The sequence below is a fragment of the Pseudoalteromonas sp. XMcav2-N genome, assembly GCF_024124545.1.
In the GTDB taxonomy this organism is placed as follows: Bacteria; Pseudomonadota; Gammaproteobacteria; order Enterobacterales; family Alteromonadaceae; genus Pseudoalteromonas.
This window is the reverse complement of the sequence record NZ_JAMXSF010000005.1, coordinates 112,293-133,518: the sequence shown is the minus strand read 5'-3', so window position 1 is coordinate 133,518 and position 21,226 is coordinate 112,293. Positions and strand designations below refer to the sequence as shown.

Genomic DNA, 21,226 nt, shown 5'->3' with positions numbered 1-21,226 from the left:
TCACTTAATACCAGTTTAATGTGACGGAGCAAATTGGTATAAACAACCACAAAAAAGCCAGTGCGTCTTTCTATAGCACTGGCTTTTTGCACTTTTACAACGTTAATTAAAACTGATAGCCAAACTTCAGATACATCTGGCGACCCAAGGCGCTGTGGGTCTTATTATCAATACCCATAGATTCAGACGGAGCCAGTGGCGCCTCTTCATTCAACAGGTTTGATGCACCTAAAGTCACGGTTAGTTTGTCGTAGCCGACATAGCTTACGCTGGTATCAACCGTCGTCCAGGAATCAATTTCATATTTATCCCCGTTGCTGTCGGCCAGGTCCAGGTTCTTGTCCACATAGTTAAAGCTCAGGTTGGCAACAAAATCATCCATTGACCAGTCAACCCCGGCTGTCCAGCGGTATTTCGGATGCTGGTACTCACCATTCAGGTCTTCAACTACGGTACTGGTATTTCCGTCATCATCACTTTCAAACGACTGCTCTTCAAAGTTCAGTGTATAAGTGAGGTTGTAGTTAAAGCGGAACTCACCCATATCAGAAGTGTTGAGCAAGTATTCGATGTCTAAATCCAGACCGTCCGTTTCACGACCACCAATGTTCACGAAGGTATCATTAATTGTCAGGATACGGCCTAAGGTGCTGCCCTGGCTAGGAGCGCGCACAACCAGATTGGGATCGGTACCGCAACAGTCGACCAGCTTTTGCGCACCAATTTTCTTGATCAAGTCTTCCTGATCATAATTCCAGTAGTCTACCCCAATGCTAAAGGTGTCCGTCGCCTGCCAGATCACACCCAGGTTAAAGTTCTCCGACTCTTCCGGTTGCAATTGCTTATTACCGGCAACGATGGCGGTATATTCGGTAGGCGAACAATCCACATCTGCGCCTGTTTGCTTACAACGCTCTTTGTCGATTACGCTGGGCGATTCGTCGGTGCGCCCCAAGTGTAACTGAACGAGTGAAGGCGCGCGGAATGCAGTCCCCCAGGAACCTCGTACCACAACAGAATCTATGGGTGTCCAGCGAAAAGCGATTTTAGGGTCTGTGGTATTACCAAAATCACTGTAATCCTCGTGGCGCAGTGCTAACTGAAGTTCAAGGTTATCCAGTAATGGCGCGCTAAATTCCGCAAAGACCGCGGTATTGTCCCGATCACCATTGGCTTGTGTCGCTTCGGTACCAAAGATTTCGCCCCGAAGGTACTGGCTATCCGGGTTATCTTCAATTTTTTCATAGCGGTGCTCAAAACCGAACGCCGCAGAGACATAACCATCACCAAGTTCAAATAGCTCACCGGAAATGGTGCCATCCAGAGATTGCATGGTCGAAGAGCCATAACGGGTTGTCGTCGTTTCAAAGAAATCTAATCCTTCCTGTGTATTAGTGCTGGGCTCAAATGGGTTCCAGCGGCCTTCATCAATGGCTTGTTGAGCAAGGCGTTTATTCGGGAAGCCGTCAAAGCCTTTTTCAACAGCACTGGAGCGGATAGCCGAGTATGCAAATTCCCACTCCCAATCCTGCCACTGACCACGCATCCCCATCACGGCACGATAGTATTCTGAGTCCACGTCTTTTTTACGGTTACCAATGTCTACGGTGCGGCGTCGCATTGAGATGTCTACACCATGAAGGAAGTGATCAGGCTGATCAGCTAACGGGTGGTTGGGGTTGTCACCCGCCATTGTCAGCTCAGTAAAACTCGGGCTACCGGCACCCTGAATGAAGGTTGAGGCATGCTGCGCCGAAAACTCTGCAAAGCCTTCAACACCGTCCATGATCTCCTGGACACCATTGTAGTTAAAAGTCACTCGCTCGGTTGAGGGCACCAGGCTCATATGCGGCGCATAGTCATAGCGACATACATCCCCGATTATCATCTCCGCCGGGCAGACATCATTACCCCATACGTCAGCGAACAGGGTTTGACGAACCTGGGTGCCGTCATCCTCTACACGGACAACAGGTAAGCGAGCCCATTGTTCGTCACTCAGTGACGCACGCTCTACTTCAACACTGCCTGGAAAACCAGATGAACTCAGCGAATTATTCCCGCCGCGAAAACGTTGATCAGCCGTTGCGGTATAGTCACGATCCGAGTAAAACACGTCGCCACGTTTGAAGTAATCAAGCGTAAAGTTGTGATGTCCTTTGCTGGTAGAGTTACCCCACAGTAAAGTAAAGTTTTGCTCTTCACCGCCACCATCGGCGGTATCAGAGACTTTAGCCGCGACTTCAAAGCCATCGATGTCGTTACGTAAAATAATGTTAATAACACCAGCCACCGCATCCGAACCATATGTAGCCGATGCACCATCTTTAAGTACATCAATGCGCTTAACCGCAGAAACAGGAATGGTGTTTAAGTCAACGAAGGACGTTTCAATGTCTTTTGCAAACGGGCTAACAGCCACCCGGCGTCCATTGATCAATACCAGAGTCGATGATGCACCAAGGCCACGTAACGCGACGCTAGACCCCCCATTGGCGGTGTCATCACTGGAGTTGCCCTGAGTACTAAAAGTACCCGTGCCAACAACCGGTAGCTTTTGTAAAGCGCCTATCAGATCAGTTGATCCCGTCGCTGCCAAGTCAGATGCCGAAATAGTTTGAACCGGTGAAGGCCCTTCCATGTCTGAACGTTTAATATGCGACCCCGTCACCTCAATGCGTTCAACTTCACCCTCTTCCGCCATTGCGACCTGTAAACTACCTGAAAGTACTGTTGAGACTGCAAGTGCAGTAAGTGTAATCCCCTTTTTCATTCTTCCTCTTCTCCATAGTGTTAATTATATTTGTAATAACCAAACATTTTATAACATACGAAAAACACATTAAGAACATTTATGTAATACAAAAGACAAACAAATTAATGCAGAGGTTACATTTAAGCATATGGAATACATGGGAACCGTCCTGTGCTCCCCTTAAAGTATATTTATAGCAAGATCAAAAAAGCCCGCTGTGCGGGCTTTTTATTGCGTTTATCGCGGATATTTAGATAGCGGTATTATTGATGTTTTTAATAAACTGCTTAACTGGTACATCATTGCACTTCAGGTTACGTGTCTGATGGCGAAGTTTGCCCAGACTGGAAAGTCCCTCTTTGGCTGCTTTTAGGCAAAGCTCAGTTGCAACCGTACTGTTTTTAGCGACAAGTTTCACTTTCGCTTCGGTATTCGCAGACTCAATCTGTGCCTGTTTGGCAAATGAACGGATGTCTTCACCGTTACACTCAAGCGTCTTAGAAAAACGTGATACGAATACGCCGTGCTTCGCTCCATATGCACGTGCAGCACTCAGACCTTGTTCCGCCGCGATAGCGCATACTTTAGATTCTGGTGATGCGTTACCGCTCACAACTGGTGCAGCAGTAGCAGAAAAAGATGCAATCGAGATCAGTGTAACAAGAGAGAGAGACTTAAACATAATTTACCCCAAATAAACGAATTGGTGCGCATTATATATACAAGTTTTAGTGTGTAAATGGTAAAAATGAACTTTCTTGATCATTTAATAGCCTATTCACAACTCCCTAATCAGGCGCTTTAAAGCCGTTACAATTTTCGCATTCATTAACAATTTTAGATGTCACAATTCCCAATTTTTAGAACACTTAGAGGGCCGAACATACCCTGCTAAATTCGCACCTCCCCCTCCATTCATGCAGACAAAAATGATAGACTTAGCGTCACTGACTATATGCAAATTAAGAACAACAACGATGAAAGTTATCTCATTCAATATAAATGGCCTGCGCGCTCGCCTGCACCAGCTACAAGCCCTGATCGACAAACATCAACCCGATGTGATCGGCTTGCAGGAGATCAAAGTACATGACGAAGCCTTTCCCGTCGCGGACGTTGAAGCAATGGGCTACCATGTCTATTTTCACGGTCAAAAAGCACACTATGGTGTCGCACTGCTCTCAAAAAAACCCGCCAAGCTGATCCAAAAAGGGTTTGCAACAGATACAGAAGAGTCGCAGAAGCGGATGATCATCGGCACCTTTGAAGGTGACAATGGTGAAGACGTCACGGTGATGAACGGTTACTTCCCCCAGGGTGACAACATTAATCACGAAACCAAGTTTCCGTACAAACGTCAGTTCTATGCTGATTTAATGACCCACCTGAACACAACAGCAGACAACGGCGAAAATCTGATAGTCATGGGTGATATCAATATTTCCCCTGTTGATTTGGATATCGGCATTGGCGAGCCTAACCGTAAGCGCTGGCTGAAAACCGGTAAGTGCTCATTCCAGCCAATAGAGCGTGAATGGCTGCAGACTTTACTGGACTGGGGTCTCAAGGATACCTTCCGTGAACTAACCCCGGATGCCTGTGATAAATATTCCTGGTTTGACTATCGCTCTAAAGGATTCGATGACAATCGCGGTCTGCGCATCGACGTTGTTCTGGCCACAGCCCCTTTGATGGCCAAATGTGTCGAAAGCGACATTGATTATGAACTGCGTGGTATCGAAAAGCCCTCTGATCATGCGCCGGTATGGGCAACGTTTGATCTATAGTCGATATGTTTACCGCTCTTGTAGCCATGGGCTTGTTTGCCCTGAGTATCAATAAGCACCAGTATCAGGCGCTGCTGCAAACGCCGGCACGGCAAACCGGTGTGCTGGCTTGTGCGCTGGTACTGGCGCTGCTGTGGCAGATCCAGGCTGGTATTTTACCGCAACTGTCTATCCATATTTTGGGGATCACTGCGGCGACACTCACACTTGGCTGGCATATGGGCCTGCTGTGCACGACGCTGGCAACTTTGCTCAGTTATTTCTTTGGCCCTATGCCCATCGATAACTTTTGGACATTCTGGCTGTTTACAGCCCTGCTACCTGTCTATCTGAGCTATGGTCTGTTTTTACTCTGTTATCATTTTCTCAGCCGCCACTTTTTCGTCTATATCTTCGTCTGTGCATTTTTGTGTGGAGGTCTGGTAGCAGCCAGTAAGATAGCGATAAGTGCACTGTATTACCTCAGTATCGGACTTTATGACTGGCCTGTGCTGGTCGACAACTATATTTTTTACGCGATCATCATGTGGTTTCCGGAAGCCATGCTTAACGGAATGGCCATCACTTTACTGATCACCTACCGACCACACTGGGTCAAAACCTTTTATGATAGGGATTACTTAGATAAATGACGCTGCATTATCGCTGCCCAATTTGCTCGGCACCTTTGGCTGAGCAAAACAAGACGCTTCGTTGTGAGCACAATCATCAGTTTGATGTGGCAAAAGAAGGGTATGTTAACCTGCTTCCGGTCCAGTTTAAAAACTCCCGCCAGCCTGGTGATAACCTGGATATGGTGCAAGCCCGGCGTGCTTTTTTTGCAACCGAGCACTATCAGTTTTTACAGACCCATCTTGCACAAACCATTTCAGCTATGCCATGCGAGTCTGTCATAGACATGGGCTGTGGAGAGGGCTTTTATACGCAGGCCATTGCCAGCGCACTACCTGAATCCAGCCAGGTGTTTGGTGTGGACATTTCTAAACCGGCTATCAGATACGCCGCAAAACGCTACCCTCAGGCCAGCTTCAGTGTCGCTTCGATTAAAGATGCGCCATTTTTAGCTGGACAGGCCGATGTGCTGTGTAGTGTGTTCGCCCCAGTATTTGCAGAGGAAATGGCTCGCCTGCTAAAGCCCGAAGGGCAATTATTGGTTGTCAGCCCGGGACCTAAGCACCTGTATGAGTTAAAACAACATATCTATGATGACGTTCGCCTGCACGACGCACCAGATTGTCCGTCAGGATTTGTTGAAGTGGAACAGCTTCACCTGGAGCAAACACAGCAAGTGGCCACAGAGGTTATTAAGCACCTGATCAAGATGACCCCATTCGCGTGGAAGTTCAAAGAGAGCCACTATCAAACGCTGGAACAAGCGGCGGACCACCAGGTCACCTTCTCTTTCTTGGTAACCCGCTATCAAAAGTCCTGAGCAGGCTTTCGTCAACACTCATACCAGATAAAAGAAAACCTCTGAGCTGTCAGAGGTTTTCTTTTGCAAATGCTTTATCCATTTTCTCAAACATATCTTTGAGCAGTTTTGCCAACTCACGGTATTTGGGATCCCGTGACGCGTCGGCCTGATAACCATTGGCTACCATTTTGTGATAAAGCTCTTTGTACCAACTATTCAACGCCGGATTCAGGCGTGTATCTGCCCGCTTACCAAGCCACAACAACCCCTGTACTGGTAAAGACAAAAAGAACAGAGCAATGGTGATGGCCTGAGGAAGATACGCCATTCCCAGGTACGAAGTCTGAATAAAAACCGAAATAACTGCCAACACAGGCATCACCTGCAGGGCAAATTCAGTCGCTTTAATCACTCTGAATTCGGGAAATAACAGCGTCAATTCCTTGCGCATTGGCCACTCTTTGGCGTACTGACGTCCAAGTTGCACTTGTGAAATAAGACTTTTCTGCATCATAACTCCCGGGTGCAAGGGCAAATTTTTACTCGTTATATCAGCTTAACACGGCAACTGACAACTTACATTTGGTCAATTTCGTGAAGCGGAGCAACACTATTAACCTGTAGCTTACTTGTCATCGACCGTTGCCTACTTTCGAACCAACAAAACGAGCAACAAATCACGATAAACCAATACCGATGGCCTAACGTTTCTTAAAAAAATCGGGTAAAATTAACTTCATACTCGTCAATTATACCTTAGTCTAATATGTAGCTAAATGCGCCTTTTCATTTAGCTTAATACGCAATAACAGTTATTGTCAAAACGGATAGTCATTATGTCATCTTCCCATGTTCTGGTACTCAATTGTGGCAGCTCCAGCCTCAAGTTCGCAATCATAGACCCAAACACCGCGCAGGAACACCTTTCTGGACTCGCGGAACGCCTCGGCGAAAGCGACCCACAGATAAAATATAAGCATGAAGGCCAAAAGCACGTTGTCACACTCAATACTGGCGACGCCCACCAGGTTGCTATCGACAAACTGGTTGAACTGGTCAAGTCCCTTGGGTTGGATAAAGAACTGGTTGCAGTCGGTCACCGCGTAGTGCATGGCGGTGAGCACTTTACACACTCCGCACTGATAGATGACACTGTGCGCCAGGCTATTGTCAAAACAGCCGATCTGGCTCCGTTACACAACCCAGCCAACCTGCTGGGCATAGATGCTGCTACTCAGGCATTCAGTCACTTGCCCCAGGTTGCGGTATTCGACACGGCTTTCCACCAGAGCATGGCGCCTACTGCGTATCTCTACGCGCTCCCCTACGAGCTATACAAATCCCATGGGCTCCGCCGCTATGGCTTCCATGGCACCAGCCACTATTTTGTATCGACTCAAGCCATCAAAGCATTAGACCTTGAGCAAAAAAGTTCTCGCATTATTACCGCACACCTGGGTAACGGCTGCTCTGTTTGTGCAATAAAAGATGGTAAATCGGTCGATACGAGCATGGGACTGACGCCACTGGAGGGCCTGATCATGGGTACTCGCAGCGGTGATATCGATCCGGGCCTGTTTTCCTATCTGGTTAACCAGCTAGCTTATAGCGTAGAGCAAGTCGATACCTTGCTGAACAAGCAAAGTGGCTTGTTGGGGATCAGTGAATTGTCGAATGATTGCCGTACCATTGAAGAAGCCGCCGCAGATGGACACCCCCAGGCAACTTTGGCGCTGGACATGTTTTGTTATCGCCTGGCTAAGCAAATTGCCAGCTTTGCAGTGCCCCTCGGTGGCGTGGATGCGCTGGTATTTACCGGTGGTATTGGCGAAAACTCAGATGTGATCCGCGCAAAAGTGGTTGAACAACTCGGCTTTTTAGGGATGGAGATTGATGCGCAGGCAAACCTCGATGCCCGCTTTGGCAAAGAGGGTGAAATTACCCGTGCTGGCGCTGCGACCAAAGCATGGGTGATCCCAACGAATGAAGAATGGGTCATTGCCCATGATGCCGCGCAACTGGCACAGGAGCACTAAACCATGAGCCGTCGTATTATGCTGATCCCTATTTCAACCGGCGTTGGCTTAACGTCCGTGTCGGTTGGTTTGGTGCGCGCGTTGGAACAAAAAGCCGTTGCGGTTAATTTTTTTAAGCCAATAGCACAACCCCGGAAAGAAGACACAGGCCCGGAAAAATCAACCTTGATTGTACAACAGGGATCTTCTATTTCCCCGCCTAAACCATTTGAGCTGAGCTATACCGAACAAATGATTGGCGATGGCAAAGGCGACGATTTACTCGAAGAAATAGTCGAGCGCTTTGAAAGTGCTATTAACCCGGGTGAAGTGGCTATTATCGAAGGCATGGTGCCAACACGTCGTCAGCCTTACGCAGGCCGTGTCAACCGGGAAATCGCCCAGACACTCGGTGCAGATATTGTGTTTGTACTCACCCCGGGCAACGACAGCAATAACCAACTCGAAGACCGCCTGGAAATTGCCGCGGGCAACTATGGTGGCGTCGACCACGCTCGGGTACTAGGCTGTATCTTTAACAAAGTAAACGCACCACTTGATGAAGATGGCCGGGCACGTGCCGATCTGGTTGATCAACATGAGCCGGAGCAATTGGAGAATGAGCTAAACAGGCTGGCTTCTTTGCCCATCTTCCGCAAGCATCCGTTTATGTTGCTTGGTGCTATTCCGTGGGATTTTGATCTGGTCGCGCCACGTGTGGTTGACCTGAGTAACTATCTGGGCGCGGAGGTGATCAACGCCGGTGACATGGCGCATCGCCGTTTAAGACGAGTCACCTTTTGTGCCAGAACTGTCTCAAATATCCTCAATCACTTTACACCAGGCGCCCTGTTGGTCACGCCAGGTGACCGCTCCGATATTCTGGTTGCGGGCTGCTTGAGTGCCATGAACGGAACAAAGCTGGGTGCCATTTTGCTCACTGGCGGATTCAAACCAGAAGCCAAAATCATGGAGCTGTGCGAACAAGCCATGGCAACGGGCCTGCCAATCCTGGCTACCACTGCAGATACCTGGCGGACCTCGTTGTTATTGCATAACTTTAATATGGAAGTCCCTGCTGATGATGAACAGCGCATCGACAAAGTGAAGCAACATAATGCCGATCATATTGACGCCGACTGGCTGGACTCGCTGGCTCAGGGCGTGGCCCGAACCCGAAAGTTATCGCCTCCGGCGTTTCGTTTCTTGCTGACAGATTCAGCACGTAAAGCAAATAAGACCATAGTACTGCCAGAGGGCAACGAGCCTCGTACCATTAAAGCCGCAGCTATCTGTGGTGAGCGAGGCATTGCCAAAACAGTGCTGTTGGGTGACAGAGAAGAAATCGAACGTATCGCCGCGCAGCAAGGGGTCGAGCTGAATGACAATGTCACCATTCTCGATCCCAATGAAGAGGTTGAAAAGTACATAGCGCCTATGGTTGAGCTGCGCAAAAACAAGGGCCTGACGGAAGTTGTGGCGGCAGAGCAACTACAAGACAATGTGGTGCTGGGCACCATGATGCTGGCCGAAGACAAAGTGGACGGTTTGGTATCGGGTGCAGTCAACACGACCGCGAACACCATTCGTCCACCACTTCAGCTAATCAAAACAGCCCCGGACTCGTCACTGGTCAGTTCTGTGTTCTTTATGCTATTGCCCGATCAGGTTCTTGTTTATGGCGATTGTGCCATTAACCCGGACCCCACCGCTGAGCAACTGGCTGACATTGCAATCCAGTCTGCTGAGTCTGCTGCCGCATTTGGCATTGAGCCTAAAGTGGCGATGATAAGCTATAGTACCGGTACATCTGGCCAGGGAGCCGATGTTGACAAAGTGCGTGAAGCTACGCGTATTGCGCAAGAAAAACGACCGGATTTGGATATCGACGGGCCACTGCAGTACGACGCAGCCATTATGGAAAATGTTGCACGTAAGAAAGCGCCAAACAGCAAAGTAGCTGGTAAAGCGACGGTATTTGTATTCCCGGACCTCAATACTGGAAACACCACTTACAAAGCCGTACAGCGAAGTGCCGATCTGATCAGCATAGGGCCCATGCTGCAAGGTATGCGCAAGCCCGTTAACGACCTTAGCCGCGGCGCGCTGGTTGATGATATTGTTTACACGATTGCTCTGACCGCTATTCAGGCGGGACAAAACGATCAGTAACACCTCAACCTGGTTCGTCACCTAATTCGGGAAGCACACAGGCTTTCCGAATTACAACTTAACAAGGTGTGTAGTCAACGGAAAAAGGTTTCTTTTGGCCATGCTTGGCTATACTATGAAAGAGTCACAGGTGTCAGGACTCGGATATGTCGAAGCAAACATTGCAGGTATTGCCACACAATTTTACCATCCATAGTCTGGATAGTGAGCAGGCTGTGCCCGCAGAGGTGATGTCCGCGGAAATATTCTTCATAGCAAAAACCTCCGAAGAGCTTTCCATTGTTTGTCCAAGCACACTCCAATTTGACAGCTTTGCAACTGAACCAAATTGGCGTGCACTTGAAATCATTGGTCCGCTGGGTTTTTCTCTGACCGGTATCATGGCCAATATTTCAGGCGTTTTGGCCAGCGCCAATGTCTCTATTTTTTCGATTTCGACCTATGACACAGATTATATTTTGGTCAAAGAAGCACAACTTCCTGACGCCATTAAAGCACTCAAAAAAGACGGATACCTGTTTGTCTGATGCATTTATCACAGCAGATTAATTACGCGCCCATTGCGCAAATTGCCAATCCGATCATGCACATTGCCAGTCCCTTTACCGGTAAAGTACATCCACTCAGTCATCACCCTGAGCCTTTATTTGCCAGCGGTATGCTGGGCCCGGGCGTATGTGTCAAACTCAACTCAGCGATGATGTTAGCCCCCTGCCCGGCAAAAGTTGAAAAAATCAGTCAACAGGGCTGCGAGTTTATACTCAGGACAAAGACTGGTTTGCTGATACTCCTGCACCTGCTGCTGCCGACAGAATATCGAAAAACAGAGCACCTTATTCAACACAGCTATGGCAAAAAACGGGTCACGATGGGTGATATTTTGTGTTATTTCGATGTACCGAGCGACGTCGACATTCTGGGCACTTTAATACTGCTCAATGCAGACAAGCTGGGACCATGTTATTATCCTTTAAATCAAGTCACTGCGGGCAAAGATCCGCTAATCACATTAGCCAGGGCATGTAATTTATGACCACCATTATGTACGGTATCAGCAACTGCGATACCATTAAAAAAGCCAAAAAATTCCTTGAACAAAACGACATCAGCTATACCTTTCATGATTATCGCAAAGACGGTCTGGACGCGCAGATGCTGGCGGAGTTTGTTGACGCACTGGGCTGGGAAAATGTACTCAATAAACGTGGCACCACTTATCGCGCTCTCAGTGATGAGGACAAGCAAAACCTTGATGCAGATAGTGCCCAAAAACATATGCTGGCAGCGCCTGCGATGATCAAGCGCCCTATTCTGCTCCACGCTGGCCAGTATCACCTTGGCTTTAAAGCACCACAATATCAGGACATTTTCTCGCTATGAGTGAAACTCAAAGTGAGGTAGTCGCGCTTGCGAAAGCCCTTATCCAGCGCCCTTCTGTGACCCCAGAGGACGCTGGGTGTCAGGCCATGATCAACGAGCGTCTCAGTGCACTGGGATTTAAAGTCGAAGAGCACTTTTTTGTTGATACGCTCAATACCTGGGCACGTAAAGGCACACAGGGGCCGCATTTTTGCTTTGCAGGGCACACCGATGTTGTACCTGTCGGTAATGAGCGAGACTGGCGTTATCCACCATTTTCAGGAGAGATAAACGACGGTATGTTGCATGGCCGTGGCGCCGCCGATATGAAAGGTTCACTGGCGGCTATGGTGGTAGCCACAGAGCGTTTTGTCGCGCGTTTTCCTGATCATAACGGGTCGATCAGTTTTCTGATCACCTCAGATGAAGAGGGTCCATTTATTAATGGCACGACTAAAGTAGTTGATTTGCTCGAAGCCAGAAATGAAAAAATAGACATGTGCCTGGTTGGCGAGCCGTCGTCCAGAGAACAATTGGGTGACGTGGTGAAAAACGGACGCCGAGGCTCACTGACCGGACACCTCACCATCAAGGGCGTGCAAGGTCATGTTGCCTACCCTCACCTTGCCAAAAACCCAATCCACCAGGCTACACCGGCGCTGACTGAGCTCAGCACCATACAATGGGATCAAGGAAATGCGTTTTTCCCGGCCACCAGCTTCCAAATCTCAAACATCCATGGTGGCACCGGCGCCGGTAATGTGATCCCCGGCAACCTGGATGTACAGTTTAATTTTCGCTTCAGTACAGAAGTCACAGCAGAGCAGCTCAAAGCCCGAGTGTGTGAGATACTCGACAAGCATGATCTGGACTATGAACTTCACTGGACACTGAATGGCCTGCCCTTTTTAACCGAACCGGGTCCACTGTTAAATGTCACACTGGATGCCGTTAAAATGGTGACTGGCATTGATGCAAACCCGGAAACAACGGGTGGTACTTCCGATGGGCGATTTATTGCGCAAACCGGCTGTAAAGTGATCGAACTGGGCCCTGTCAATGCAACCATTCATCAGGTTAACGAGCGTGTGAGTGTGAAGTCACTCGACCAGCTTGCTGAAATCTATGAGCTGATCCTGGAAAAGCTGCTCACATGAACCACCTCAGCACACTTGCGTCTCAGGCATGTGGCCTGTCCACCAGCCACCTGATCTCGTATGCCAATGTGTTCATTCACAGTGCCATACAACGTGATCTGTTGGCACTGAGTAAAGCAGCAAAGCAAGCCGGATTTACGTTTTCTATTGCTTCGGCTCATCGCGACTTTCATCGGCAGTGCCTGATCTGGAATAACAAGGCTCAGGGGTTGCGCCCGGTGTTAAACAGTCAAAATGAGCCGGTCGACCTGTCTTTATTGACACCACAAGCCCGTGTACACGCCATTATGCTCTACTCCGCTCTCCCCGGTGCCAGCCGCCACCACTTCGGTACCGATCTGGATGTGTACGCCAGCAATTGCCTGCCCGCAGATAAAAAGTTGCAGCTGGAGCCCTGGGAGTATGAACAGGGTGGACCATTTGCTGAATTTAATGGCTGGATGAGCGAACACCTGGCTGAATTCGGTTTCTTTCGGCCCTATCAGCGTTATCAGGGTGGCGTTGCTGCCGAGCCGTGGCATATCAGTCACAGGCTGAGTGCTGCGGGTATGATGGAGGCCTTAAGTGTGGAGACACTGGCAACAGTGATCCGCAGTCATGAAGTTGCAGCCAGACCCACCATTTTGGAGATGTTGCCGACGCTATACACCCAGTACATCGACAACATTTGTGAATAGCTCAGTGTCGGGGGCCACTATTGCTGGCGATAATGTGCGAAAAATCGCTGCATCCTGGCCATGGCAGGCTCCAGCTCATCCATATGCGGTAAGAATACCAACCGGAAATGATCCGGCTGTGGCCAGTTAAATGCCCTGCCATGCACAAGCAATATTTTCTCTTCGCGCAACAGATCCAGCATCATTCGTTCATCATTCTTCACATTAAAATGTTGCGTATCTATTTTAGCGAAAGCATATAGTGCTCCCATAGGCTTAACACAGGACACTCCCTGAATATCATTCAACCCTTGCCACGCAATCTGACGCTGCTCATACAAACGCCCGCCAGGTTGGATCAATGCGTCTATCGACTGTACTCCTCCGAGTGCCTGTTGGATCGCAAATTGTGCGGGCACATTGGCACACAAACGCATCGATGCCAGCATATTGAGACCATCTATCAAGTCCTTCATCACTGACACTTTTCCACTCAGTACCATCCAGCCCATCCGTAAACCGGCTGCCCGATAAGTCTTCGCCAACCCATTGAAGGTGATCACAGGTAAATCATCACACAAAGATGCAATTGACCAGTGCACGGCTCCGTCGTAGAGGATTTTTTCATAGATTTCATCGCTGAGCAGCAACAGGTTATGCTCTCTGGCAATATCAATAAGCCCCTCAAGAAGCGCTTTACTGTAGACAGCACCAGTTGGATTGTTTGGATTGATCAATACCAGAGCGCGTGTTTTAGGTGTGATTTTGGCTCTGATATCAGCCAAATCAGGAAACCAGTCGGCGGCTTCATCACACAAATAGTGCACGGGTTTACCGCCCGACAGCTTTACAGACGCAGTCCACAAAGGATAATCAGGTGCAGGTATCAGTACCTCATCGCCGTCGTTTAACAGTGCCTGAGTTACCATCTGGATAAGCTCACTCACCCCATTGCCGATGAATATGTTGTCGACACTGATGTTTGGCAGGCTTTTCTGCTGGTAGTGCTGATAAACTGCAACCCGGGCGGAATACAGTCCTTTGGAATCACAATAACCCTGAGCATCTGACAAATTGCGAATGATGTCACGGTGCATATCTTCGGGCATATCAAACCCAAACGCAGCCGGATTGCCGATGTTCAGTTTGAGGACTTTAGTGCCCTCGTCTTCCATTTTTTTTGCCTGTGACAATACGGGCCCGCGAATGTCGTAGCATACCCCATTGAGTTTGCTGCTTTTAGTAATTTTTATCATTGTTTCTCCCCATTCAGGCTCCTAGAATAGCGCCCTGCTGACAGGAAGAAAAGCACATTCAGCACAGAGTTTTAAAAGGGGAATAGGACGATGATCGAACCGTGCTCGCAGCCACTTGTTCAGGGGGAGATAACAAAGAGAAAACAGCTCAATTACGCCCTTGAGCTGTCAGTTTTTGAGATGCAGATACTTGCCACGCTTATGCGTTAGCCATCAACCACTGTTGCAGCTTAGTAGTAGAGCCAATCACTTGCTGTGACAAACTGCCAAGCGCCTCTTTGGCCGAGTTCACATCCCCCTGCAAAAGCAGCATTTCTACTTCACGGGCACTATCAGACAGACTCATTGCTCCAAACTGCGCAGCGTTGGATTTTAAGCTATGTGCGTTACGTGTAGCAGCTTCAAGATCAACAGGTAATGACTCTCTGACTTCACGCTCTAATCGTTCGAATTCACTGATGCAAAACACTAAGGTATCTGAAAATTGCTCGCCTAACAGGGACTGCATCGTATCCAGGCAAGCTTCATCTATTATTACGTTCATATTAGTCCTTTCACTATCTGGCTAACAAACCCACCAACAGCCTCTCTTAAGGTTAATGCTAGCTAAGAGGGCCCTAAACTGCAAACTATGATATGATCTACAGCATAAAAAACAGTAAAATAATGCGATGAAACGAACACTTTGCAATCACTGCCACTTCCCTGAGCAGACCTGCGTCTGCAAGTTCCTGGGCAAGCCTCTCAAAAATCACTGTAAGATACTGGTGTTACAACACCCCAGTGAAGTCAAAGTAGCTAAGAATACGGTTCGCTTATTATCATTGCAGCTGAGTAACCTTGAGGTTGTCATTGGTGAATCTGAAACAGATTTTGCGCAAGTGCGCGAGCAGCTTTGCTCAAGCCTATGTGCGCTACTCTACCCTTCTGAACGTGCCACAACACTGCCAGCGCCCGCGGAAAGAGAAACTCTACCAGCCATAGAAACCTTAGTGGTTTTGGATGGAACCTGGAAAAAAGTCCACAAAATGCTTATGCTCAACCCCTGGTTGATGAGCCTTCCTCATGTCTCATTCGCCGACTTGCCAAAAAATCAGTATCACATTCGCAAAGCCGAACAGGCATTTAGCCTGTCAACACTTGAGGCGACAGCCCACTTTTTGCACTTGTATGAAGCAATTTCACCTGAACCTTTGTATCACGCTTTGGCAGGGATGATAGAGCAACAAACCCGGTTCATGCCAGCTCATGTCAAGCAACGGTATTTGCATGACGAATAACCGGCCGAATAATCGCTCGATGAATACCTCTCGTAATCGTTTGAAGCGCCGGTTTTACCGCCGTGGACCAGATTATCGCTTCGGCGACCAAGCCAGTTTTGACGAAATAAGGACAACCTTTGGCTTTAAAACCATAACACTAGGCGCCTGGGTCGACAAACAAGAACAACATATTGCCGCTAACCTAGTTTACGATGCTCTGGCCGACCTGACCCAGATTTTGTCAATTCCCCCTGTCGCAATTGGTCTGCGAGGCACATTGAATCTAGCATTTGGCAGCGGTGGACAAGCTGGCGTTCAGGCGCATTATGACAGCAGTCAACGGACGCTGGCGCTGGCGAAAAACGCCGGTGGCGGCGCGCTGGCGCATGAATGGTGGCACGCGTTTGATCACTATATTGCTAAGCATATGTTCGACAAAGTAAGCGCACATGACTTTGCATCGGCACTTTGGCTTACTCATACGCCGAATCTGTCACACCCGCTTAATCAGCAGCTTGATGCGCTATTTCGCCTCCTGCTGCTGGATAGCCACGGCCTAGAGCCCAGCGACTACTTTAAGCATGCTGCGTTACTAGACAAAGCACGCGGCACCCAATACTACGCACGACCACAAGAGTTAACAGCTCGGGCTTTTGAATGGGTCATAGCCACTGATACTCATATCCGAAATGCCTTTTTGGTAGACGATGTGCTTGGCTCTGAACTGGCACGTCAAGGTGGCTTTCCGGGCGAAACCATTGCGGCTGAAACATGCCTTGCCACCTCTAGTTACTTTCGGATGCTAGGTGCTGCGTTATATCGTCAAATGCAATAAATTCCGTCAACCAGCTGCGGTACTCTGCAAACGGGAGGGGTCGGGAAATGTAAAACCCCTGACCAATATCACAGCCAAAAGCTTGCAACATCTGATAGCTTTGCACACTCTCAACACCCTCAGCAACAACTTGAGAGCCCAGGTTATGTGCCATATCACAGGTAGCCTTACAAATCGTCTGGTTGGTCGCCGAGCTGGCTATGTTCATGACGAAACTCTTGTCAATTTTGATTTCGTCAACACCCAACTGGCTTAAGTATGCCAGCGATGAATAACCCGTGCCAAAATCGTCAATGGCCATTTTGACACCCAGCCTTTTGAAGCCATCTATGATTTCGTTAAGGTCAACCTCATTTGCCAAAGTGACAGATTCTGTAATTTCCAGCATCAGCTGTGAGGGAGCCAGGTTCAGCTGGCTGATCAAAGTGATCAATTGCACGGCAAGATCCTTTCTGCCAATGTCTTTTCCGGAGACATTCAGTGACAGGACATGCTGCGGATAAACACAACACAGCTCTGCTTGTGCAGTCAACGCCTGCTCAACTACCCAGTCTGTGATTTCGGGGATCATGCCCGACGATTCAGCAATAGGAATAAACTCATCTGGTGGGATCACACCTAGCTCTGGGTGATGCCAACGTAGCAAGACTTCGGCCCCAAACACTTCACCCTGTTGCAGCTTAACCTGAGGCTGAAAATAGAGAGAAAACTGGTTCTGTGCTACGGCATATTTTAAAGAAGAGGCGACTTTGATTCGCCGCTCCAGATACAAAGAGTCGTTATGATCGAATAATTGCCACTTTTGTGTCCCGAGGGGGCGTGTCGATATCGCCTGTAATGCGCGTTGCATCAAAGCCTCTGTAGTTTGGGCATGGACGGGGTTGCTGGCAACACCAATTTCCAACTGATCAACCAACAATTCCCCCTTAAAACTAACCCCTTCTTCAAAAATGGACGCCAACAAGCATGCATACTGCTCAACCTGACTCAACTCCAACTTACCACGTAAGACAATGGCAAACAGCGTATCATCCAGTCGATATATCTCTGTGCGACTGTTAGGCTCTGCGGCAACCGTCACTCGACCATAAGTGTCGAGTTGGATTTGGACTTTTTTTAGCAACGACTTCAACTGTATCGCTGCATAATCCCACCCCATATTTAACCGGATTACGCTCAACACTTTAGGCCGAAACATCACTAATGTGTGATGCTGATGAGTACTTTGTAACCCGTCCAGCGCTTTTTGCAGCATGTGACGGTTGGGCAGCCCGGTTTCTTTGTCATGGTTTGCATACTTAAGTAACAGCAGCTTCTTTTGCCGTTCGTGCCAGTAAACGTAATAGGCCAACAACAATATATGGCCAGTCAGTAAGGAATGATTGACTAAAAAGTAATGAGACAATGCAAGCACACCCAATTGCCCCAACATCAGAATCACCAGCAACGCCAGTGCGGGCAGAAAAGCAATGGCTAATATGCGTGCTTCATGTTGATACTGTGAAGGTTGCATACAAAGTAAATAAGATACATAAGCCGTAACAACCAATCCGGCCATCACCTGGAACAGCAGTTGATAGCCAGTATGTAATGGCGCACTGATACAGACCACCAGTAACAAGCTCCATAACAGCCGCCACAAATAATACCTATGCTGTTCGTTTAATCTTTTCTCCACCGCAAAGTAGTGGAAAAAACACAGCACGCAGGCAAGGCAAAGCAAAAACAGCTGACTGCTATAAGTTGCCATTGCGCTACTGATAGTCGTGGGGAATAATAACATATTCACGCCACTTTCCGCGCCGCTGATAACCGCGACCAGTAATACGTATCCCCCCAGAGCCAATAACCCGGGACGGAATTGAGACACGGCCATGAGCATAAGAAACAAGGCAACAAAATAGATGCTGCCCGTTTCAACACCAAACAAAAATACCTTGCGACTAAGCAACTGCACAAATTCAGCTTCGTGTACTGCTACCATTGATAACCATTGTGGGTAAGCCCCCTGAGCCTGTATATAAAGCTGTGCAGATTGCATACCTCTGGGTACTTTTACGTGGGGCAATACCGACTGTGCAGACGATACAAGCTCTTTAGTTGGCGCTATCAGCGTGTATTGAATCAGTTTTCCTGAGCGCTCCAGATAAAACTTGAGTACACCCTGAACAGGCTGGGTGTAGATGACCCGTTCATTGTTTGGGTTTGCAGGTATATCAATCCGTACCCAGGTCGCTATACCCCGCTGCAGTCGAATACTCTGTCCAGCCGAGGTCATACTCTCAGCCATCTGACGAATTTCTGCAAGTCCAAGTTGATTGGTCGCATCGCTGTATACTCTAAGTGACATCGGTGCCAGCGAACCCTCTGAGGGCTCATTGGATTGCGCTGCGCTATCCAACATCAGAACAGCCATGACAGTCAACAAAACGGCTATTACGCGTATCACGCTTAACCACATCCCAACCTCCTTGAGCAAGTGGCAGAGTTCGTTCAATTAACAGGCCTGCTAAGGCTAAGCCCGGTTTAGCTGGCTTCAGGTATTTGCAATCAACTCGGCAGACACGTGCTGCTTTTCACATTACCTTGTAGCATTAATGTTAAGTATGGAAGCTGAAGTTTGAATTGCCAGTGCCAATATAAAAATTCCGCAACTAGCACTGGCTGATGAGGGCAGGTTCAGGTCGTGTGTGACACGCGCAGTGCTCAATCACACACTATCCAATATGAAAAATATTTATTTAGTTATCAACGATTATCGTCACTTATCCGACTGGCAATCGCGCTATTTTGACCTTTATATTTGGCATCTTTGCGCATGTTGTAAGGTGCCTCTGCCGGGCTACTCAGGGTTTCAAAACTCAGTGCGCCAATCTTCATCTTAGGTCGCAATGCCAGGGGCAATTTACCAGAGTTATAAAACTCCAGAACAATGTTTCCTGACCAGCCCGGATCGATACGATGTGCGGTTACGTGCACCATTAAGCCTAATCTAGCCAAAGATGAGCGACCATCAAGCCAACCGACAAGATCAGCAGGTAAGGTCACAGATTCATAAGTCATAGCCAAAGCCAGTTCACCTGGGTGCAGGAAAAAAGCCTGGCCATCTTCGAGTACAATTTCATCACTCATAATGGATTCCATCGCTGCGTTGATCTGCTCTTTGGGCCCGCTCAGATCAACATAGGGTGCAGCATGATCCTGAAACACACGAAATTTATTGCCCAGACGCAAATCAACGGTCACTCCTGAGATCATCTCATCGGCCGGCGTTGGCTCAATTTGAATGTGTTGGTTTTTGATAGCTTCTTTTATATCTCTGTCAGAGAGTCTCATTACTTAGTCATCCGTTATTAGAATTTCGACCCCTTGAGTCGATTGTGATTGTAAATACAACATGCTGCTTACCAGCTGCGCACAATAAATATAATGGTCTTTGATCGGCAGTGATTGAGCTGTGATATTGGCGCCGAGCTCTGAGTTTTCTCGGATCCCGGTATCCAGTGGTATTTCAGCAAGCAGCGGAACACCATGACGCGCGGCCAGTTTAGCGCCCCCTTCACTGCCAAAAATGGCGTTTTTGCCATCACAATGCTGGCATGAAAAATAACTCATATTTTCTATCAGGCCAATAATAGGCAGGTTGACTTTATTGAACATTGCAATGCCCTTTTGCGCATCTGCCAATGCCAGGTCCTGAGGCGTTGTCACCACAATTGCGCCGCTGGCGGGTACTTTTTGGGTCATCGTCAATTGGATATCACCTGTACCTGGTGGCATATCGACAACCAGATAATCCAATTCTCCCCAGGCCGTTTCATTTAACAATTGAGTTAATGCCTGTGATGCCATTGGACCACGCCAGACCGTCGCATCGTCCTCAGCCACTAAAAAACCAATAGACATGGCTTTTATGCCATCTTTTTCAAATGGTTTTAGCGTATTTTCGTCCAGTGCCTCTGGCTGTTGCCCACTCAATCCCAGCAAAGAAGGGATGGAGGGACCATAAATATCCGCATCCAGAATGCCCACCTGTGCCCCTTGAGAAGCAAGTCCTGCTGCCAGATTTACGGCCGTGGTCGATTTGCCAACGCCGCCTTTTCCTGATGCGACCAAAACAATGTGTTTAATTTGTTTAAACTGAGCCACACCGGCGATTTCACTTTGGCATTTCACGCGGACATCCGCATTCAAAGATTCACTCAGGTGAGAAGAGAGCACAGCTCCCTGCCCTGATGCGGCAAAAGGCAATTTGAGTGTAACTTGCCAGGACATTTTTTCCGCTTTATCGGGTGAAATATCCGTAATCCACTGCGTATCAATGCCCATAGGAAAAATCGCGCTACGATAGTGTTGCAGATGAGTTTTAATCTGTTCTTTTATGGGGTCCTTCCTGGTAAATAGTTTTTCAATACCAAACATACAAATAAAACGCCTTGAGGTGATGAAATGGGCGCAGGAATTATGTAACATTCACTTCATTAAAACCAGTCAAATTCGCGTCTGCTGGGATTTCCCCAGCCGTTCTGGTCAGTCTTTTATCACAACAGACTGGCTG

General features: G+C 48.2%; 20 protein-coding genes. 12 read left to right on the top strand and 8 right to left on the bottom strand.

All coding sequences use genetic code 11. The features are described from left to right. Window positions 1–106 precede the first annotated feature (106 nt). Both NH568_RS08620 and NH568_RS08615 read right to left on the bottom strand, forming a co-directional pair. Window positions 107–2,773: a TonB-dependent receptor gene (locus tag NH568_RS08620; RefSeq protein WP_253046269.1), complete on the bottom strand. Its 2,667-nt coding sequence runs from the start codon at window positions 2,771–2,773 to the stop codon at window positions 107–109. Window positions 2,774–3,005: 232 nt separating this feature from the next. Continuing rightward, window positions 3,006–3,437 carry an exonuclease III gene (locus NH568_RS08615; protein WP_253046268.1) on the bottom strand — a complete coding sequence of 144 codons (432 nt, stop codon included), beginning with the start codon at window positions 3,435–3,437 and terminating at the stop codon, window positions 3,006–3,008. 295 nt (window positions 3,438–3,732) lie between these two features. Here NH568_RS08615 and xthA point away from each other — a divergent pair, with 295 nt between their 5' ends. Genes xthA through rlmA form a run of 3 tightly spaced genes read left to right on the top strand, consistent with a single transcriptional unit; the run spans window position 3,733 to window position 5,974 of the window. Continuing rightward, window positions 3,733–4,542, top strand: coding sequence for an exodeoxyribonuclease III (gene xthA / locus NH568_RS08610; protein WP_253046267.1), 810 nt, complete (start codon window positions 3,733–3,735; stop codon window positions 4,540–4,542). Between the two features lie 5 nt (window positions 4,543–4,547). Further along, the gene (locus NH568_RS08605) at window positions 4,548–5,174 is read left to right on the top strand and encodes an energy-coupling factor ABC transporter permease (RefSeq protein ID WP_138551330.1); all 627 of its coding nucleotides are present in this window, start codon (window positions 4,548–4,550) and stop codon (window positions 5,172–5,174) included. Further along, window positions 5,171–5,974: a 23S rRNA (guanine(745)-N(1))-methyltransferase gene (rlmA, locus tag NH568_RS08600; protein WP_253046266.1), complete on the top strand. Its 804-nt coding sequence runs from the start codon at window positions 5,171–5,173 to the stop codon at window positions 5,972–5,974. The genes NH568_RS08605 and rlmA overlap by 4 nt, the downstream gene beginning before the upstream one ends. 49 nt (window positions 5,975–6,023) lie before the next feature. On the opposite strand, the gene yfbV is transcribed toward rlmA, so the two are convergent. Beyond that, window positions 6,024–6,467, bottom strand: coding sequence for a terminus macrodomain insulation protein YfbV (gene yfbV / locus NH568_RS08595; protein ID WP_138551364.1), 444 nt, complete (start codon window positions 6,465–6,467; stop codon window positions 6,024–6,026). A gap of 325 nt (window positions 6,468–6,792) precedes the next feature. Between yfbV and NH568_RS08590 the strand changes: the two genes are divergently transcribed. The 7 genes from NH568_RS08590 to NH568_RS08560 all read left to right on the top strand — a co-directional run bounded on the left by NH568_RS08590 (window position 6,793) and on the right by NH568_RS08560 (window position 13,336). Further along, the gene (locus NH568_RS08590; RefSeq protein ID WP_253046265.1) at window positions 6,793–7,992 is read left to right on the top strand and encodes an acetate kinase; all 1,200 of its coding nucleotides are present in this window, start codon (window positions 6,793–6,795) and stop codon (window positions 7,990–7,992) included. Between the two features lie 3 nt (window positions 7,993–7,995). Then, window positions 7,996–10,143 (top strand): phosphate acetyltransferase, encoded by a 2,148-nt coding sequence (gene pta, locus NH568_RS08585; RefSeq protein ID WP_253046264.1) that lies wholly within the window; start codon window positions 7,996–7,998, stop codon window positions 10,141–10,143. Between the two features lie 146 nt (window positions 10,144–10,289). Further along, window positions 10,290–10,670 carry an ACT domain-containing protein gene (locus NH568_RS08580; RefSeq protein ID WP_253046263.1) on the top strand — a complete coding sequence of 127 codons (381 nt, stop codon included), beginning with the start codon at window positions 10,290–10,292 and terminating at the stop codon, window positions 10,668–10,670. Next, complete coding sequence (locus tag NH568_RS08575) at window positions 10,670–11,176, top strand: PTS glucose transporter subunit IIA (protein WP_253046262.1); 507 nt, start codon at window positions 10,670–10,672, stop codon at window positions 11,174–11,176. Before NH568_RS08580 ends, NH568_RS08575 begins: the two co-directional genes overlap by 1 nt. Then, entirely contained in the window at window positions 11,173–11,523 is a 351-nt protein-coding gene (locus tag NH568_RS08570; protein ID WP_054016830.1) for an ArsC family reductase, read from the top strand. The genes NH568_RS08575 and NH568_RS08570 overlap by 4 nt, the downstream gene beginning before the upstream one ends. Continuing rightward, a complete protein-coding gene (gene dapE / locus NH568_RS08565; protein ID WP_253046261.1) occupies window positions 11,520–12,659 on the top strand; it encodes a succinyl-diaminopimelate desuccinylase in 1,140 nt (379 codons plus the stop codon). Before NH568_RS08570 ends, dapE begins: the two co-directional genes overlap by 4 nt. Continuing rightward, window positions 12,656–13,336 carry a M15 family metallopeptidase gene (locus NH568_RS08560; RefSeq protein ID WP_253046260.1) on the top strand — a complete coding sequence of 227 codons (681 nt, stop codon included), beginning with the start codon at window positions 12,656–12,658 and terminating at the stop codon, window positions 13,334–13,336. Before dapE ends, NH568_RS08560 begins: the two co-directional genes overlap by 4 nt. Window positions 13,337–13,353: 17 nt before the next feature. Here NH568_RS08560 and NH568_RS08555 read toward each other — a convergent pair whose 3' ends face one another. Both NH568_RS08555 and NH568_RS08550 read right to left on the bottom strand, forming a co-directional pair. Continuing rightward, window positions 13,354–14,571 carry a pyridoxal phosphate-dependent aminotransferase gene (locus tag NH568_RS08555; RefSeq protein WP_253046259.1) on the bottom strand — a complete coding sequence of 406 codons (1,218 nt, stop codon included), beginning with the start codon at window positions 14,569–14,571 and terminating at the stop codon, window positions 13,354–13,356. Between the two features lie 199 nt (window positions 14,572–14,770). Continuing rightward, window positions 14,771–15,115: an Hpt domain-containing protein gene (locus tag NH568_RS08550; RefSeq protein WP_138551339.1), complete on the bottom strand. Its 345-nt coding sequence runs from the start codon at window positions 15,113–15,115 to the stop codon at window positions 14,771–14,773. A 127-nt stretch (window positions 15,116–15,242) separates the two neighbouring features. On the opposite strand from NH568_RS08550, the gene NH568_RS08545 reads away from it, so the two are divergent. Next, complete coding sequence (locus tag NH568_RS08545) at window positions 15,243–15,851, top strand: tRNA-uridine aminocarboxypropyltransferase (protein ID WP_253046258.1); 609 nt, start codon at window positions 15,243–15,245, stop codon at window positions 15,849–15,851. After that, entirely contained in the window at window positions 15,841–16,668 is an 828-nt protein-coding gene (locus NH568_RS08540) for a CLCA_X family protein (protein WP_253046257.1), read from the top strand. The genes NH568_RS08545 and NH568_RS08540 overlap by 11 nt, the downstream gene beginning before the upstream one ends. On the opposite strand, the gene NH568_RS08535 is transcribed toward NH568_RS08540, so the two are convergent. The 3 genes from NH568_RS08535 to NH568_RS08525 all read right to left on the bottom strand — a co-directional run bounded on the left by NH568_RS08535 (window position 16,619) and on the right by NH568_RS08525 (window position 21,090). Then, a complete protein-coding gene (locus tag NH568_RS08535; protein ID WP_253046256.1) occupies window positions 16,619–19,129 on the bottom strand; it encodes an EAL domain-containing protein in 2,511 nt (836 codons plus the stop codon). The two genes, NH568_RS08540 and NH568_RS08535, sit on opposite strands and share 50 nt — an antisense overlap. Before the next feature lie 287 nt (window positions 19,130–19,416). Beyond that, the gene (dcd, locus tag NH568_RS08530) at window positions 19,417–20,004 is read right to left on the bottom strand and encodes a dCTP deaminase (RefSeq protein ID WP_138551343.1); all 588 of its coding nucleotides are present in this window, start codon (window positions 20,002–20,004) and stop codon (window positions 19,417–19,419) included. A 3-nt stretch (window positions 20,005–20,007) separates the two neighbouring features. Continuing rightward, window positions 20,008–21,090, bottom strand: a complete 1,083-nt coding sequence (locus NH568_RS08525) for an Mrp/NBP35 family ATP-binding protein (protein WP_253046255.1) — start codon at window positions 21,088–21,090, stop codon at window positions 20,008–20,010. Window positions 21,091–21,226: the final 136 nt, after the last annotated feature.